This is a genomic window from Microbacterium profundi, from assembly GCF_000763375.1.
Taxonomy (GTDB): domain Bacteria; phylum Actinomycetota; class Actinomycetes; order Actinomycetales; family Microbacteriaceae; genus Microbacterium; species Microbacterium profundi.
Map to the genome: position 1 here is coordinate 60,559 of NZ_JPSY01000002.1, position 13,654 is coordinate 74,212.

Below are 13,654 nucleotides of genomic sequence, written 5' to 3' on the forward strand. Positions count from 1 at the left end.
TGCGCACAGCACGTGGGATTCCGGGGCGCACGGGAACGCAGCGGCGCCTAGCGTCGGGGCATGCCACAGCCGTTCATCATCCAGCCGCGTCATGCGGTGCCCGCCGACGAGGGCGCCAGCGCGCTCCCCGCCGACGTGGATGCCGCATTCGGGCCGCTCGCCGAGCACTGCGCCGATCCTCGGGTGACGGACGTGTTCGTCAACGGTGCGGACGGGCTCTTCGTGGATCGCGGCGACGGCGCGGAGCGAGTGGCGGGATGGGCGGCATCGGAGCGCGAGGTGCGCGACCTCGCCGTCGCGCTGATCGGAGCAGGCGGGCGCCACCTCGACGATCAGTCACCGTGCGTGGATGTGCGGCTCGCGTCCGGCATCCGAGTGCATGCCGTGCTCGCCCCGGTGTCGACGTCGGGCACCGCCGTGTCGGTGCGCATTCCACGCGTGCGCGCAGCCGATCTCGGTGCTCTGGCCGTGCTCGGGGCATTCGATGCGCCGCAGCAGGCGTGGCTGGAGCAGTTGGTAGTCGACCGCGCGAACATCCTCATCACCGGTGGCACCGGCACCGGAAAGACGACCCTGCTCACCGCGCTGCTGCACAGCGTTCCTGCATCCGAGCGCATCGTCACGATAGAAGACGTCGCGGAACTTCGGCCGGCGCATCCGCACCACGTCGCTCTTGAAGCCAGGCAGGCGAATCTCGAGGGCGCCGGCTCCATCACGCTCGCACGCCTCGTGCGCGAGTCGCTGCGCATGCGTCCTGATCGTCTCGTCGTCGGCGAGTGCCGTGGTGAGGAGGTGCGTGAACTGCTCTCCGCATTGAACACCGGCCACGACGGTGGCGCGGGCACTCTGCACGCCAGCGGGCTCGTCGACGTGCCGGCCCGGTTGGAGGCGCTGGGAGCGCTGGCCGGGATGGACGCAACGGCACTGGCGCGGCAGGCAGTCAGTGCCTTCACGATCGTGATCCACCTCGCCCGCGGCGGTGACGGCGTGCGACGCATCTCCAAGGTCGGACGTTTTCTGCTGCGGGCCGATCGACTCGACATCGAGGAAGTGCGGCCGTGGTGAGCCTCGTTTCGTTGCACGGGCTGCGTCCGGCGAAGGCAGCGGATGCCGGCGCGGAGGAGGCCGCGGTCTCGGTGCGCACACTCGCCGTGCTGTTGCAGGCGGGCGCGGTGCCGCTCAACGCCTGGCGTCATCTCGCCGATTCGGGCGACGTGCATGCGGAGAGCGTGGTCGCGCGTTGCGATGAGGGCGCCGGCCTCGTCGACGCGATCGAGGCTGAGGGCGGGGCGTGGGCCGATGTCGCCGCCGCGTGGGATGTCGCGACGACCGTGGGGGCTCCGCTCGCGGAAGTGCTGAGGTCGCTCGCTGAGACGATGCGTGATGCGGCGGCTGCTGCTGACGATGTGCGCATCGCTCTCGCAGAGCCGGCCGGCACCGCGCGGCTGCTGCTCTGGATGCCGCTCGCGGGGCTCCTGCTCGGATTCGCCCTTGGATTCGACACAGTGGGTGTGCTCTTCCGCAATCCCCTCGGCACTGCCTGCCTGATCGTCGGCCTGCTGCTCGTGCTCGGAGCCCGCCTGTGGACTCGTCGCCTTCTCCGGCGGGCGCAGCCGGATCCGGGGACCCCGGGAATGCATGCCGAACTCATGTCCGTGGCACTGTCGGGTGGCGCATCCATCGAGCGCTCGTTGCGCCTCGTCGACGACAGCCCGGCGCGCGATCGCATCAGCGGCACGCACACCAGGGGCGTACTCGAGCTGTCGCGCGCGGCCGGCGTCCCCGCGGGGGAGCTGCTGCGGGCGGCCGCCGCGCAGGAGCGTCACGACGCACGCATCCGCGGGCGGCTGCGCGCATCCAAGCTCTCCTCGCAACTGATCATCCCCCTCGGCGTCTGCACGCTCCCCGCTTTCCTGCTGCTCGGCGTCGCGCCGCTCATGCTCTCCGTCATGTCATCAACCCCGTTGCCGATCTGACGGCAGCACAACAGAAAGAAGGAACACGATGAACACCATCCCCGCCCTCACCAGACGCCGCGCGGCGTCGCTCTTCACCGACGAATCCGGTGCCGCCACCGCTGAGTACGCCATCACGACGATGGCAGCCGTCGCGTTCGCAGGTTTGCTCGTCGTGATCATGCGTTCGGACGAGGTGCGCGGCATCCTGACTGATCTCGTCCGCCGTGCGCTCACGGTCTCGTAGACGCCGATGCGGTGAACGAGCGATGAGCACTTCATGAAGAAGAAGAGCGACTCGGAGCGCGGATCGGTCGCAGCCGAGCTGGCGATCGCGCTCCCGGCGGTGGTGCTCGCACTGCTGCTGGGGGCGGGCGCGCTCGGAGCCGCCGCGCGACAGGTATCGCTGCAGGATGCCGTGGCCGACGCAGCCCGTCTGCTGGGGCGGGGTGAGAGCGCTGCGACCGCGCACGCGGCGGTGACGGCCTCTGTCAGCGATGCGAACGTGTCGAGCGAGCTCAGCGGAGACCTCAGCTGCGTCAGCGCCAGCGTCGATGCGGTGGTGGGGCGCGTCATCCGCATCCCGCTGACCGCATCGAGCTGCGCGCTCAGCGGAGGGCTCTGATGGCCGGCAGCGCGCTCGCCGCCGGCGTGCTGGCGGTCGCGGCATCCCTCTCGCTGGGACTCGCCGCCGTCGGCGGCGCGTCGGTCACGGCGCAACGCGCCGCGGGCGCAGCAGACGCTGCCGCACTCGCGGCCGCCGACGCGTCGTCCGGCGCGATCGTCACCGGAGAAGAGCCGTGCGCGCTCGCCGCGAGGGTGGCCGCGGCATCCGGAGCGACGCTCACATCGTGCACGCTGGAGGGGCCGGTGGCGACCGTGCAGGTCGAGGCGGCGTACGCTGGTCTTGCTGCCGTCTCCCGAGCCCGTGCCGGGCCACCCGAGGGATTCTGACGGCTCCACCCACGGCTCCGCTGTGAATGCACCACGACAGTGGTGTGTATGGTGTGCTTCGAACATAAAGCGCGCACTTAGCCCCTCACCAGTGACTCCGCCGTTGAGTCCGGAGGTTTGCGCCGATGTCGCACCTCCGAACGACGCGACAATGATCAATTTGAGACGGTTTGCGTGATCCCGTCATGTCCTATGTAAGGGACGATGATGAGGAGCGCAATGAACGAACAGTTGAAGTCAGATCTGGCATCTGCCGATCCGATCATCACCGGGGAAGACGCGAAACTGCGTGGCCTCGTTCGGAACTTGGCCTCAGACGCGCGGAAGGCGGCGACGAGCGGGGTCAACAGGCGCGTTCCATGGTGGAAGCGCCGACGTGCCATGCTTCCGATTGGTCTCGTCGCTGCATTTGCTTTGACGGGTGCGGCCGTTCTGGTCCCCCTCGGACAGTTGTGGGTGAACGACGTACCTGTCGAGTTCGACGCGGAGATTCCGATCGTCTACACGACAGACACCGGAGTCGATGTGAGTTGTCGATACGGGATCTACTTCGGCGTCCCCACTAATCGAACCGAGGCCGACGAACAACTGGCCGACTTCGTTCAAAACCATGATTGGTCCGGAATAGGGCAACGCATCTACGACGAGGCGATCGCCAATCCGTTTGTGCCAGGCCCCAATGACGATTGGCAAGTGGACACTCCAGAGCTCCGTGACCGAGCATCGTTTAACCGAGCGCTAGAGGTCATCTGGGAAGAGTTGCCCGACGAACTGATAGATGACTACCAGTCTTCTGGCGGAACGATGGATTGCAAAGGTCAGCTCCATTGAAGCGCCAGCGACCACTCCCGCCAGAGATTCGCGATTGGGTCGAAATCGTCGTTGAAGACAACGCCGTCGATCTCCTGCGTTACCTCGAACGGCGCGTGAGCCAGCCCGAGGACGCTGCAGACCTGCTCGGACAAGTTCTCCTTGTTCTCTGGGAGAAAGGGTTACGCGTCCCGACGACCGATGAGGACGCGAGAATGTGGTGCTTCGGCATCGCCCGAAATGTGCTCCGCGAGCATCGGCGCAGAGCGACGAAAACACTCGACCTTGCCACCGCCTTGCGGAACCACCTTCGAGACGCACAACTCCTGGCGACCGCTGCAGACGTCGCCGCTGAGACGAGGATGCGAGCGGGGGACGTGCGTAGGGCACTGACGCTTCTCGATGAGCGAGCGAAGGAACTTCTCATACTCATCTATTGGGACGGCTTCAGCATCGCTGACGCTGCCCGGCTTCTCTCCATCAACGAATCGACCGCGCGAACACGTCACGTTCGCGCACTCCGCCGACTCGAGGCAACGCTCGGGTCCGACGAGCACCAGTTCGCTGCGTCCAAGTCAACAGACATGCGGAACGCCCGATCTAGTCAACAATTGCGTACATAAGGCCAGCGTGCGGACCGGGCGGATCGCATGTGCGGCGATCCGCCCGGTAACGCACGTCGGCGACCGCGGCGTACGCTGGTGCATTGTCCCGGCCTGGGACGACGACTCAGAGAACTAGGGTTATGTGGAGTCGTTGAAGAAAGGACGCACCCTTGGCTGAAGGCAAGAAGCTCGTCATCGTCGAGTCTCCGACGAAGATGAGGTCGATTCAGGGGTACCTCGGTGATGACTACGAGGTGCTCAGCTCTGTCGGCCACATTCGCGACCTCGCTGATAAGAAGGACATCCCCGCCGCCGACAAGGCCGCGTACGGGAAGTACTCGATCGACATCGACAACGGGTTCGACCCGTACTACGTCGTCTCGGATCGCAAGACGAAGACCGTCGCCGAACTCAAGCGTGCGCTGAAGAATGCCGGTGAACTCCTGCTCGCCACTGATGAGGACCGCGAAGGCGAGGCGATCGCCTGGCACCTGCTCGAGACGCTGAAGCCGAAGGTGCCCGTCAAGCGCATGGTGTTCCACGAGATCACCAAGGACGCGATCCAGGCAGCCGTCGGCAACACCCGTGAGCTCGACCTCGCGCTCGTCGACGCCCAGGAGACCCGCCGCATCCTCGACCGCCTCTACGGCTGGGATGTCTCGCCCGTGCTCTGGTACAAGGTCAAGACCGGCCTCTCCGCCGGACGCGTGCAATCCGCAGCGACACGCATGATCGTCGAGCGGGAGCGCGAGCGCATGGCGTTCGTCTCCGCCGACTACTGGGATGTCGAAGCATCCGCCTCCGCGACCGGTACCGCTTTCAAGGTGCGCCTGGTTCGCGTCGACGGGGGTCAGCTCGCCCGTGGCACCGACTTCGATGACAACGGAAAGCTCAAGAAGGCCGTCGTCATCCTCGACGAGAAGAGGGCGCTGTCCCTCGCGCACGCTGTCGACGCCGCAGGTGCCGGCACCGTCACCAAGGTCGAGGCGAAGCCCGGCACGCGCAGCCCGTACGCTCCGTTCACCACCTCCACGCTGCAGCAGGAAGCAGGCCGCAAGCTCTCGATGAGCGCGAAGCAGGCGATGAGCGTCGCCCAGCGCCTGTATGAGAAGGGCTTCATCACCTATATGCGAACGGACTCCGTCGCGCTGAGCACCCAGGCGGTGCAGGCGGCACGGAGCCAGGCGGTCGCCCTCTACGGCGACAAGGCCGTGCCGCTCAAGCCCCGCGTCTACAAGTCCAAGAGCAAGAACGCGCAGGAGGCGCACGAGGCGATCCGCCCCTCGGGCGAGAACTTCCGCAAGCCGGCGTCCGTCTCCGGCGAGCTCGACCGCGAAGAGCTGCGACTGTACGACCTCATCTGGAAGCGCACGGTCGCCAGCCAGATGGCCGACGCCAAGTACGAGACCACCACGGTCACGCTGTCCGTCGATGCCGCCGGCGAGGTCGCCGAGTTCACGGCATCCGGAACCGTCTACACGTTCAAGGGCTTCCTCGAGGCATATGAAGAGGGCCGCGATGAGAAGCGCGCCGACGCCGACGCCGACTCCAACCAGTCGCTGCCCGCCGTCGCCGTCGGCGACGAGCTCGGGATGTCGGATGCTGAGGCCAAGGGCCACAAGACCAACCCGAAGCCGCGCTTCACCGAGGCCTCGCTGGTCAAGGCGCTCGAGGAGCACGGCATCGGCCGGCCCTCGACGTTCGCGAGCATCATCGGCACCGTGATCGATCGTGGCTACGCGACCAAGCGCGGACAGGCGCTCGTGCCGACCTGGATGGCGTTCAGCGTCGTGCGACTGCTCGAGGAGCACTTCGCAGACCTGATCGACTACGACTTCACGGCCGCCCTCGAAGACGACCTCGATGCGATCGCGCGCGGTGAGCAGAAGCGCGTCGAATGGCTCAAGTCGTTCTACTTCGGCACCGAGGGGCAGGTGGGGCTGCGTCAGGTCGTCGACAACCTCGGCGAGATCGACGCACGTGCGCTCAATTCGACACCCATCACCGACACCGCCACACTGCGCTTCGGCAAGTACGGCCCCTACCTCGAGGTCGTCGACCCCGCGAAGCCCGACGAGCGGGGGCGCATCGTCAACGTTCCCGAGGACCTCGCGCCAGACGAGCTGACAGCGGCGAAGGCGCAGGAGCTCATCGACGCCCCTGTCGCGGGTGATCGTGTTCTCGGCGAGAATCCCGAGAACGGTCGCGTCATCGTGGTGAAGGACGGCCGCTACGGTCCCTACGTGCAGGAGAACCTGCCGGAGGAGGACGTCGCGGTCGATGAGGCCACCGGCGAAGTCGTCGACAAGCCCAAGAAGAAGACCGCGAAGAAGGATGCGCCCAAGCCGCGCACGGCCTCGCTCTTCCGCTCGATGTCCGTGGAGGACATCGACCTCGACACCGCCCTGACTCTGCTGAGCCTGCCGCGCGTCGTGGGCGCTGACCCGGAGTCCGGTGACGAGATCACCGCGCAGAACGGCCGCTACGGCCCGTACCTGAAGAAGGGCACCGACTCGCGCTCGCTCGAGAGCGAACAGCAGATCTTCGATGTGAGCCTCGAGCAGGCGCTCACGATCTACGCGCAGCCGAAGTACGGCGCCGGTTCCCGCCGTGCCTCCAGCGCGCTCGCCGAGTTCGAGGCAGATCCGGTCAGCGGCAAGCCGATCCGCATCCGCGACGGGCGCTTCGGCGCCTACGTCACCGACGGCGAGACGAACGTCACGATTCCGCGTGGTCAGAAGCCCGAGGACATCACGTTCGAGATCGCCGTGCAGATGCTCGCTGACAAGCGCGCCAAGGGTCCGGCTCCGAAGCGGGGCGACGCGAAGAAGGCACCGGCCAAGAAGTCGCCTGCCAAGAAGGCGCCCGCGAAGAAGCCTGCGGTGAAGACCGACGAGGAGAAGGCCGCCGCACGTTCGGCGGCGGCGAAGAAGGCCGCGGCCACGCGTGCCGCGAATGCGGCGAAGAAGTAGATGCCGGTGAGTGAACGCTCAGGCGTGTGGATCACTCTCGAGGGCGGCGACGGCTCGGGGAAGACGACCCAGGCCGAGTTGCTCGAGAAGTGGCTGACGGATGCCGGGAACACCGTGCTGCGCACGCGAGAGCCGGGCGGCAGCGAGGTCGGTCAGCTGATCCGCGACATCGTGCTGCATCACCGCGGCGACATCGCACCGCGCGCCGAGGCGCTGCTGTATGCGGCAGATCGCGCGCACCACGTCGCGACGGTCGTACGGCCCGCGCTCGAGCGGGGCGAGATCGTGCTGCAGGATCGCTATCTCGACTCTTCCGTCGCCTACCAGGGCGCCGGACGCGTGCTCGATGCCACCGAGGTGCGAGAGCTGTCGCTGTGGGCGACCGAGGGGGCGCTGCCTGACCTGACGCTGCTCCTCGATCTCGACCCTGCGACTGCGAGGACCCGTCTCGACTCCGCAGACAAGCCGTTCGACCGGCTCGAGTCCGAGAAGGCCGAGTTCCACACCCGCGTGCGCGAGTCCTTCCTCGCGCTCGCGGGTGCCGAGCCCGAGCGGTTCCTGGTGCTGGATGCCGCGGCATCCGCCGAGGAGATCGCAGAAGCCATCCGCCTCCGCGTCGCGCGGCTCGTCTGATCGACGTCGGCTGATTCCGCATAGAAGTGCGAACCTGTGCGCCAACTTCGGAGAACTGCGCTTTCTTCGGAGCGATTCCCTGTAGGGCTCCGAAGCTGGTGCATTTCTCCGAGTTAGGCGCGCGCTGTGCGCGCCGCACAGGCTGTCTGACTCTCCAGTTAGGCTGAGTTCATGCCACCAGCCGTCACGCTCGCCCCGTTCCCTTGGACGGACGTCTGGGGGCAGGACGATGCGGTCGCAGCTCTTCGCACCGCGGCATCCGATCCTTCCGCGCTCTCGCACGCCTGGCTGATCACCGGCCCTCCAGGATCCGGGCGATCCACCCTGGCCTATGCGTTCGCGGCGGCGCTCGTCGCGGACAGCCCCGACGACGAGCACACGATGCGGCAGGTGTTCGCCGGCACGCATCCCGACGTCACGGCGCTGCGCACCGACAAGGTCATCATCACGATCAAAGAGGCCAGGTCGCTGGTCGAGAGATCGTACTTCGCACCGTCGGCCGGTCGCTACCGGGTCATCGTCGTGGAAGATGCCGACCGCATGGTCGAGCGCACCTCGAATGTGCTGCTGAAGGCTCTCGAGGAACCACCGGAGAACACGGTCTGGATCCTCTGCGCACCGAGCGAGGCCGATCTGCTGCCCACCATCCGCTCCCGCGTGCGGCCCCTGCGGCTGCGTGAGCCCGATGTCGACGATGTCACGCGGCTGATCGTGCAGCGCACCGGCGCCGACGAGGTCACGGCAGAGCAAGCCGCCCGTCACTCGCAGCGCCACATCGGCATGGCGCAGCGCCTGGCGACCGACGACGCGGCACGGCAACGACGCGACACCACGCTGCGTTCCGTGCTCGGGGTTCGCGGGGTCGGCAGCGCGGTCGAGGTGGCAGGGCACATCATCCAGGCGGCGACCGATGACGCCAAGGCGCTGACCGCCGAGCGCGACGCCGCAGAGCGCGCGAGTCTGCTGCGTACGGTCGGCATCGCTGAGGGACAGGCGGTTCCGCCTGCGCTGCGCTCGCAGATATCCGCGCTGGAGGACGACCAGAAGAAGCGCGCGACCCGCAGCCTGCGCGACGGCATCGATCGGGTGCTCACCGACCTGCAGTCGATGTTCCGCGACGTCGTGATGCTGCAGTACGGCCGAGGCGAAGATCTCATCAACCGGGAATTGCGTGACGATCTGAGCGCCATGGCTCACGCGTGGTCGGTGACACGTACGCTGGTTGTTCTTGACCATCTTGCCGAGACCCGGGAATCGCTGGAGCGCAACGTCGCCCCGACGCTCGCCCTGGAGAGTTTGCTCGTGACTGTCGCGAGCGGGAGGAAACCGTGACCACTCGACAGACTTCTCGCGTGCGACGCATCGTCGCGATCACCGCGGGTCTCGCCGCAGCATCCATGATGCTGAGCGGATGCCTGTACTCGCTCATCCCGGAAAGCGCCGAACCGAGGCCGTCCACGACGAACGCGCCGGACACCGAGGGCGTCGCGGCCGAGCTGCTGCCGTTCTACGAGCAGACGCTGGAATGGACCGAGTGCGACGAGGGAGCAGCAGGGTTCGACTGCGCGTACGTCACGGCTCCGCTGGACTGGGAGAACCCTTCGGATGGGGCCACGATGGAGCTGTCGATCGTGCGCCACCAGGCCACTGGTACGCCGATGGGATCACTGCTCACGAACCCCGGCGGCCCAGGCGGCAGCGGCCGTGGCTTCATCCTCGACAGCCTCGACTACGCCGTCGGCGCCGACCTGATCGAGAACTACGACGTGATCGGCTTCGACCCACGCGGCGTCGGCGACTCCGGCGCTGTGAGCTGCTTCGATGCCGCGAACATGGACAAGTACCTCTACGACATCCCCACCGCAGCGCGGGGCACCGATGCGTGGGAGGCCGAACTCACCAAGGCGGATCAGGCGTTCGCGGATGCGTGCGAGGCGAACAGCAACGGCATCCTGCCGTACATCACGACCGTGAACTCGGCCCGCGACATGGACCTGATCCGCGCCGTGCTCGGCGACAAGCAACTGAACTACCTCGGCTACTCCTACGGCACGTTCCTCGGTGCGACCTACGCCGAGTTGTATCCCGAGAAGGCGGGCCGGCTCGTGCTCGACGGTGCGATCGACCCCGCCGTTCCCGGCCTCGAGGTCGGAGCGACGCAGGCCATCGGATTCGAGGCGGCGCTGCGCGCCTACATGCAGGACTGCCTCGACTCCGGGTCATGCCCGTTCAACGGCACGGTCGATGAGGCCATGGCAGACCTCGGAGCGCTGCTCGCGAGCGTCGACCGCACGCCGCTCAAGAACGACGACGGGCGCATGCTCGGCGCCGACTCGCTGATGACGGCCATCATCGCCGCGCTCTACTCCCAGGACAGCTGGGACTTCCTCACTCAGGCTCTCGACGAAGCGCTGCAGGGCGATCCGTACAGCGCGTTCTACCTCGCCGACTTCTACAACGAACGTGAAGACGGCGTCTATCTCTCGAATTCCAGCGAGGCGTTCACCGCGTACAACTGCATGGACTACCCGCTCGAGAACGATCAGGCCGCGGAAGACGCCACGATGGCGAAGATCGAAGCCGCTGCGCCGACGATCGCGCCGTACTGGAGCGGCCCCGACACGTGCGAGGTGTGGCCGTATCCGCCCACCGGCACGCGCGGTGAGATCAATGCCGAAGGCGCGGGCCCCATCCTCGTCGTCGGCACGACGAACGATCCGGCGACGCCGTACGAGTGGTCGGTGTCGCTCGCCGCGCAGCTCGAGGAGGGCGTGCTGATCACCCGCGTCGGCGAGGGCCACACCGGCTACAACAAGGGCAACACGTGCGTTGACGAAGCGGTCGAGGCGTACTTCCTCGATGACGCCGTGCCAGAGGCCGACCTCGAATGCAGCTGACCCTTCGACAGGCTCAGGGATCGAATTGAGCCCACCGTGGCGTCGGTTCGCGATGGCGCCTTCGACAGGGTAATATCGTTGATCGTGCCGCTCTTGCAGCGCACGCCGCCTTAGCTCAGTCGGCAGAGCATTTCACTCGTAATGAAAAGGTCGTCAGTTCGATTCTGACAGGCGGCTCCATAAGCCCCGTGATGTGAAAGACATCACGGGGCTTCGTCGTTCGCGCGCCGGCATCGGCGTACCCTCGAATCATGACGAAGGCGCTTCTCATCATCGACGTGCAGAACGATTTCACCGAGGGCGGTGCGCTCGCGATCGCGGGCGGCGATGCCGTGGCATCCGGAGTGTCCGCCTTCCTCGCAGCTCGCGCGGGCGACTACGACGTGGTCGCCGCGTCACGCGACTGGCACGACGCGGACGGCGACAACGGCGGGCATTTCGCAGATGACCCTGATTTCCTGGACACCTGGCCGGAGCACTGCGTCGCGGGAACGCCGGGTGCGGAGTACGACGAGCTCTTCACGACGGATGCCGTGACCCACCACGTGCACAAAGGCCAGGGCAAGCCCGCCTATTCGATGTTCGAAGGGATCACGCAGGACGGCTTCACGGTGGCCGAGGTGCTGAGTGCTCGTGGTGTGCTCACCGCCGATGTGGTCGGGCTGGCGACGGACCACTGCGTGCGCGCCTCCGTGCTCGACGCGATCGCGCACGGGGTTCACATCCGCGTGCTGACCGACCTCGTCGCCGGCGTCGGCGCCGAGTCCAGCGACAAGGCGCTCGCCGAGATGGCGCATGCCGGGGCGGAGCTGGTCGAGAGCGCGCAGGTGGACGCGGAATCCGGCGCGTGAATCGCAGCGTCCTGCTGCTGCGTGCCGTCAACGTCAGTGGTCGCAATTCCAGGGGAGCGGCTCGCACTCGTCGGCCGCAATCTGCGCACCACCAGGAAGCTCGCCGATCTCACCGCCGCGAAATGACTCGCATCTACCCCTCCACGATCGCCGCGACCGTCGACCACGAACTGGTGATCAAGAAGTCCCGATTCATCGCACACGCCGCGCCGGTGGCGTCGTCTGCAGAAGCGGATGCCGTCATCGCCGAGGTGAAGCGCCGAGCATGGGACGCAAGACACAACTGCTCGGCGCAGGTCACGGGAGATCTGGGCGATCGGGCACGTTCCTCGGATGACGGCGAGCCGTCCGGCACTGCGGGGGTGCCAATGCTCGAGGTGCTGCTGCGCCGCGGGCTCACCGACGTAGTCGTCGTCGTGACGCGCTACTTCGGAGGGGTCAAACTCGGCGCAGGGGGACTGGTGCGGGCATACTCGACGGCGGTGTCAGAGGTGCTCGATCTCGCGACCGTCGTCGATCGGCACATGCTCGCCGGCGTGACGGTCGCGATGGAGGCCGTCCTCACCGGTACCGAGAGGCTTGTGGCGGTCAGGCGTCATCGCTCTCGTGCGGGGTCCTGAGCGCCGCGCGGCGGAGGCGTCAGGCCGTCTGCCCTTCGTGGGGGTGCCTCGGCGATCTCCTCGATGACCTCGCTGTCAGACGTTGGATACGGTGGGCCCCATGGGGCTCGAACCCATGACCCGCGGATTAACATACCACTTCGACTTTCGCCGCCGTCCGTCGGACGTTCGTGGTCTGGACTGTCCCTTCACCCTGGCTTTCGCTTTAGGTGCCACCCGTCCAGTCTCTACACCTTCCGGACTCGCGTCCGGCTTGGCTCGGGATTGCCAACTGGTCTCCCAGGAAGGGTTCCCCGACTTTGAGTGGTGTCATCCCCGAGGTTTCCCCCGAGGCGCTCCTATTATGTTGAAGTCCGATGCTCTGCCAACTGAGCTAGAGGCCCGTGCTTCCATTCTAGCGGGCGCCGGAGCCGGTTCGAATCGGGCACACGCGCCGTCGACCCGTAACTGCCGTGAACGACAGAACGCGGCCGCCGGCGACACAGCTTCGCCGGCGACCGCGTCGCCCCCCCAATTCCAACCTCCCCAAAGGCCGGAACTTCTTATTACTCAGCCGGGGGCATGAGTACCGAGTCGATCAGGTACACGGTTGCGTTCGCGGTCTGGACTCCACCGCAGACAACGTTGGCGTCGTTGACCATCAGCGAGTCGCCGCTGCCGGTGACTTCGAGCTCCGCACCCTGCACGGTTGTGAGCGTGCCTGCGATGTCCTCGGGAGCGATCTGGCCGGGAACCACGTGGTAAGTGAGGATCGACGACAGCGTGGCAGAGTCGGTCTTCAGGGCCTCGATGGTGGCCGGGTCGATCTTGCCGAACGCGTCATCCACCGGAGCGAAGACGGTGAACTCGTCTCCGTTGAGGGTGTCGACGAGGTCGACGTCAGGGTTGAGCTGTCCGCTCACGGCTGCGACGAGCGTCTTGAGCAGTGGGTTGTTGGATGCCGCGACCGCAACAGGATCCTTCGACATTCCCGCGATCGAGCCGCCGCCGTCCGGCACTGCCTCGGCATACGCCTCGCAGCCGGGGCCGACGAGGTTCGCGGCCGGATCCATCGTGTCCGGTGTCTCCTGCGACGTCTCCGGCGCGGTGGACTCGGCCGGCTCTTCGGCCGTGTCGGAGCTCATCGAACAACCCGACAGCACGAGAACGCTGACGAAGCCGAGTGAAAGAGCTGCGGTGATCTTCTTCTTGGTGCTGAACATGTCTACCTCCGGGAATCGGAACCGCGGCATTCCCGCGGTGTCGAGGATTCTTCGGAGCCCCTCACGGATCGGATGGGAATGGTTCGGAAAAACTTTTGGCAGGTGGATGATCGGCCATTGGGCGGGGGAAGAGGACGGGACCCGCCCGATACGGC

At 66.6% G+C, this 13,654-nt stretch carries 15 protein-coding genes and 1 tRNA gene; 14 read left to right on the forward strand and 2 right to left on the reverse strand.

Going from position 1 to position 13,654, the window contains the following annotated elements; translation table 11 throughout:
• The first annotated feature begins 60 nt into the window (after positions 1-60).
• The 6 genes from JF52_RS0110780 to JF52_RS0110805 all read left to right on the forward strand — a co-directional run bounded on the left by JF52_RS0110780 (position 61) and on the right by JF52_RS0110805 (position 3,740).
• Positions 61-1,065 (forward strand): TadA family conjugal transfer-associated ATPase, encoded by a 1,005-nt coding sequence (locus JF52_RS0110780; protein ID WP_084595806.1) that lies wholly within the window; start codon positions 61-63, stop codon positions 1,063-1,065.
• A complete protein-coding gene (locus JF52_RS0110785) occupies positions 1,059-1,976 on the forward strand; it encodes a type II secretion system F family protein (protein ID WP_307823261.1) in 918 nt (305 codons plus the stop codon). The genes JF52_RS0110780 and JF52_RS0110785 overlap by 7 nt, the downstream gene beginning before the upstream one ends.
• A gap of 28 nt (positions 1,977-2,004) precedes the next feature.
• Positions 2,005-2,202 carry a DUF4244 domain-containing protein gene (locus JF52_RS0110790; protein WP_033106620.1) on the forward strand — a complete coding sequence of 66 codons (198 nt, stop codon included), beginning with the start codon at positions 2,005-2,007 and terminating at the stop codon, positions 2,200-2,202.
• A gap of 33 nt (positions 2,203-2,235) precedes the next feature.
• Positions 2,236-2,580: a TadE family type IV pilus minor pilin gene (locus JF52_RS0110795; protein WP_033106621.1), complete on the forward strand. Its 345-nt coding sequence runs from the start codon at positions 2,236-2,238 to the stop codon at positions 2,578-2,580.
• A complete protein-coding gene (locus JF52_RS0110800) occupies positions 2,580-2,909 on the forward strand; it encodes an Rv3654c family TadE-like protein (RefSeq protein ID WP_033106622.1) in 330 nt (109 codons plus the stop codon). Before JF52_RS0110795 ends, JF52_RS0110800 begins: the two co-directional genes overlap by 1 nt.
• 219 nt (positions 2,910-3,128) lie before the next feature.
• Positions 3,129-3,740 carry a hypothetical protein gene (locus JF52_RS0110805; RefSeq protein ID WP_033106623.1) on the forward strand — a complete coding sequence of 204 codons (612 nt, stop codon included), beginning with the start codon at positions 3,129-3,131 and terminating at the stop codon, positions 3,738-3,740.
• Here the strand turns inward: JF52_RS0110805 and JF52_RS17815 are convergent.
• Complete coding sequence (locus tag JF52_RS17815) at positions 3,728-3,874, reverse strand: hypothetical protein (protein ID WP_235272412.1); 147 nt, start codon at positions 3,872-3,874, stop codon at positions 3,728-3,730. The two genes, JF52_RS0110805 and JF52_RS17815, sit on opposite strands and share 13 nt — an antisense overlap.
• On the opposite strand from JF52_RS17815, the gene JF52_RS18020 reads away from it, so the two are divergent.
• The 8 genes from JF52_RS18020 (at position 3,836) to JF52_RS0110845 (ending at position 12,297) form a co-directional block, all read left to right on the forward strand.
• Entirely contained in the window at positions 3,836-4,342 is a 507-nt protein-coding gene (locus JF52_RS18020) for an RNA polymerase sigma factor (RefSeq protein ID WP_407661509.1), read from the forward strand. The two genes, JF52_RS17815 and JF52_RS18020, sit on opposite strands and share 39 nt — an antisense overlap.
• Before the next feature lie 152 nt (positions 4,343-4,494).
• Positions 4,495-7,296 carry a type I DNA topoisomerase gene (gene topA, locus JF52_RS0110815; RefSeq protein WP_033106624.1) on the forward strand — a complete coding sequence of 934 codons (2,802 nt, stop codon included), beginning with the start codon at positions 4,495-4,497 and terminating at the stop codon, positions 7,294-7,296.
• Between the two features lie 6 nt (positions 7,297-7,302).
• Positions 7,303-7,929: a dTMP kinase gene (tmk, locus tag JF52_RS0110820; protein ID WP_374058512.1), complete on the forward strand. Its 627-nt coding sequence runs from the start codon at positions 7,303-7,305 to the stop codon at positions 7,927-7,929.
• 171 nt (positions 7,930-8,100) lie between these two features.
• The gene (locus JF52_RS0110825) at positions 8,101-9,261 is read left to right on the forward strand and encodes a DNA polymerase III subunit delta' (RefSeq protein ID WP_033106626.1); all 1,161 of its coding nucleotides are present in this window, start codon (positions 8,101-8,103) and stop codon (positions 9,259-9,261) included.
• A 65-nt stretch (positions 9,262-9,326) separates the two neighbouring features.
• A complete protein-coding gene (locus JF52_RS0110830) occupies positions 9,327-10,826 on the forward strand; it encodes an alpha/beta hydrolase (RefSeq protein ID WP_052167018.1) in 1,500 nt (499 codons plus the stop codon).
• A 104-nt stretch (positions 10,827-10,930) separates the two neighbouring features.
• Positions 10,931-11,006: transfer RNA gene (locus tag JF52_RS0110835), tRNA-Thr, on the forward strand.
• A gap of 71 nt (positions 11,007-11,077) precedes the next feature.
• Complete coding sequence (locus JF52_RS0110840; protein ID WP_033106628.1) at positions 11,078-11,677, forward strand: isochorismatase family protein; 600 nt, start codon at positions 11,078-11,080, stop codon at positions 11,675-11,677.
• 122 nt (positions 11,678-11,799) lie between these two features.
• Complete coding sequence (locus JF52_RS0110845) at positions 11,800-12,297, forward strand: IMPACT family protein (protein ID WP_084595808.1); 498 nt, start codon at positions 11,800-11,802, stop codon at positions 12,295-12,297.
• A 545-nt stretch (positions 12,298-12,842) separates the two neighbouring features.
• Here the strand turns inward: JF52_RS0110845 and JF52_RS0110850 are convergent.
• Complete coding sequence (locus JF52_RS0110850; RefSeq protein ID WP_033106629.1) at positions 12,843-13,499, reverse strand: fasciclin domain-containing protein; 657 nt, start codon at positions 13,497-13,499, stop codon at positions 12,843-12,845.
• Positions 13,500-13,654 lie beyond the last annotated feature (155 nt).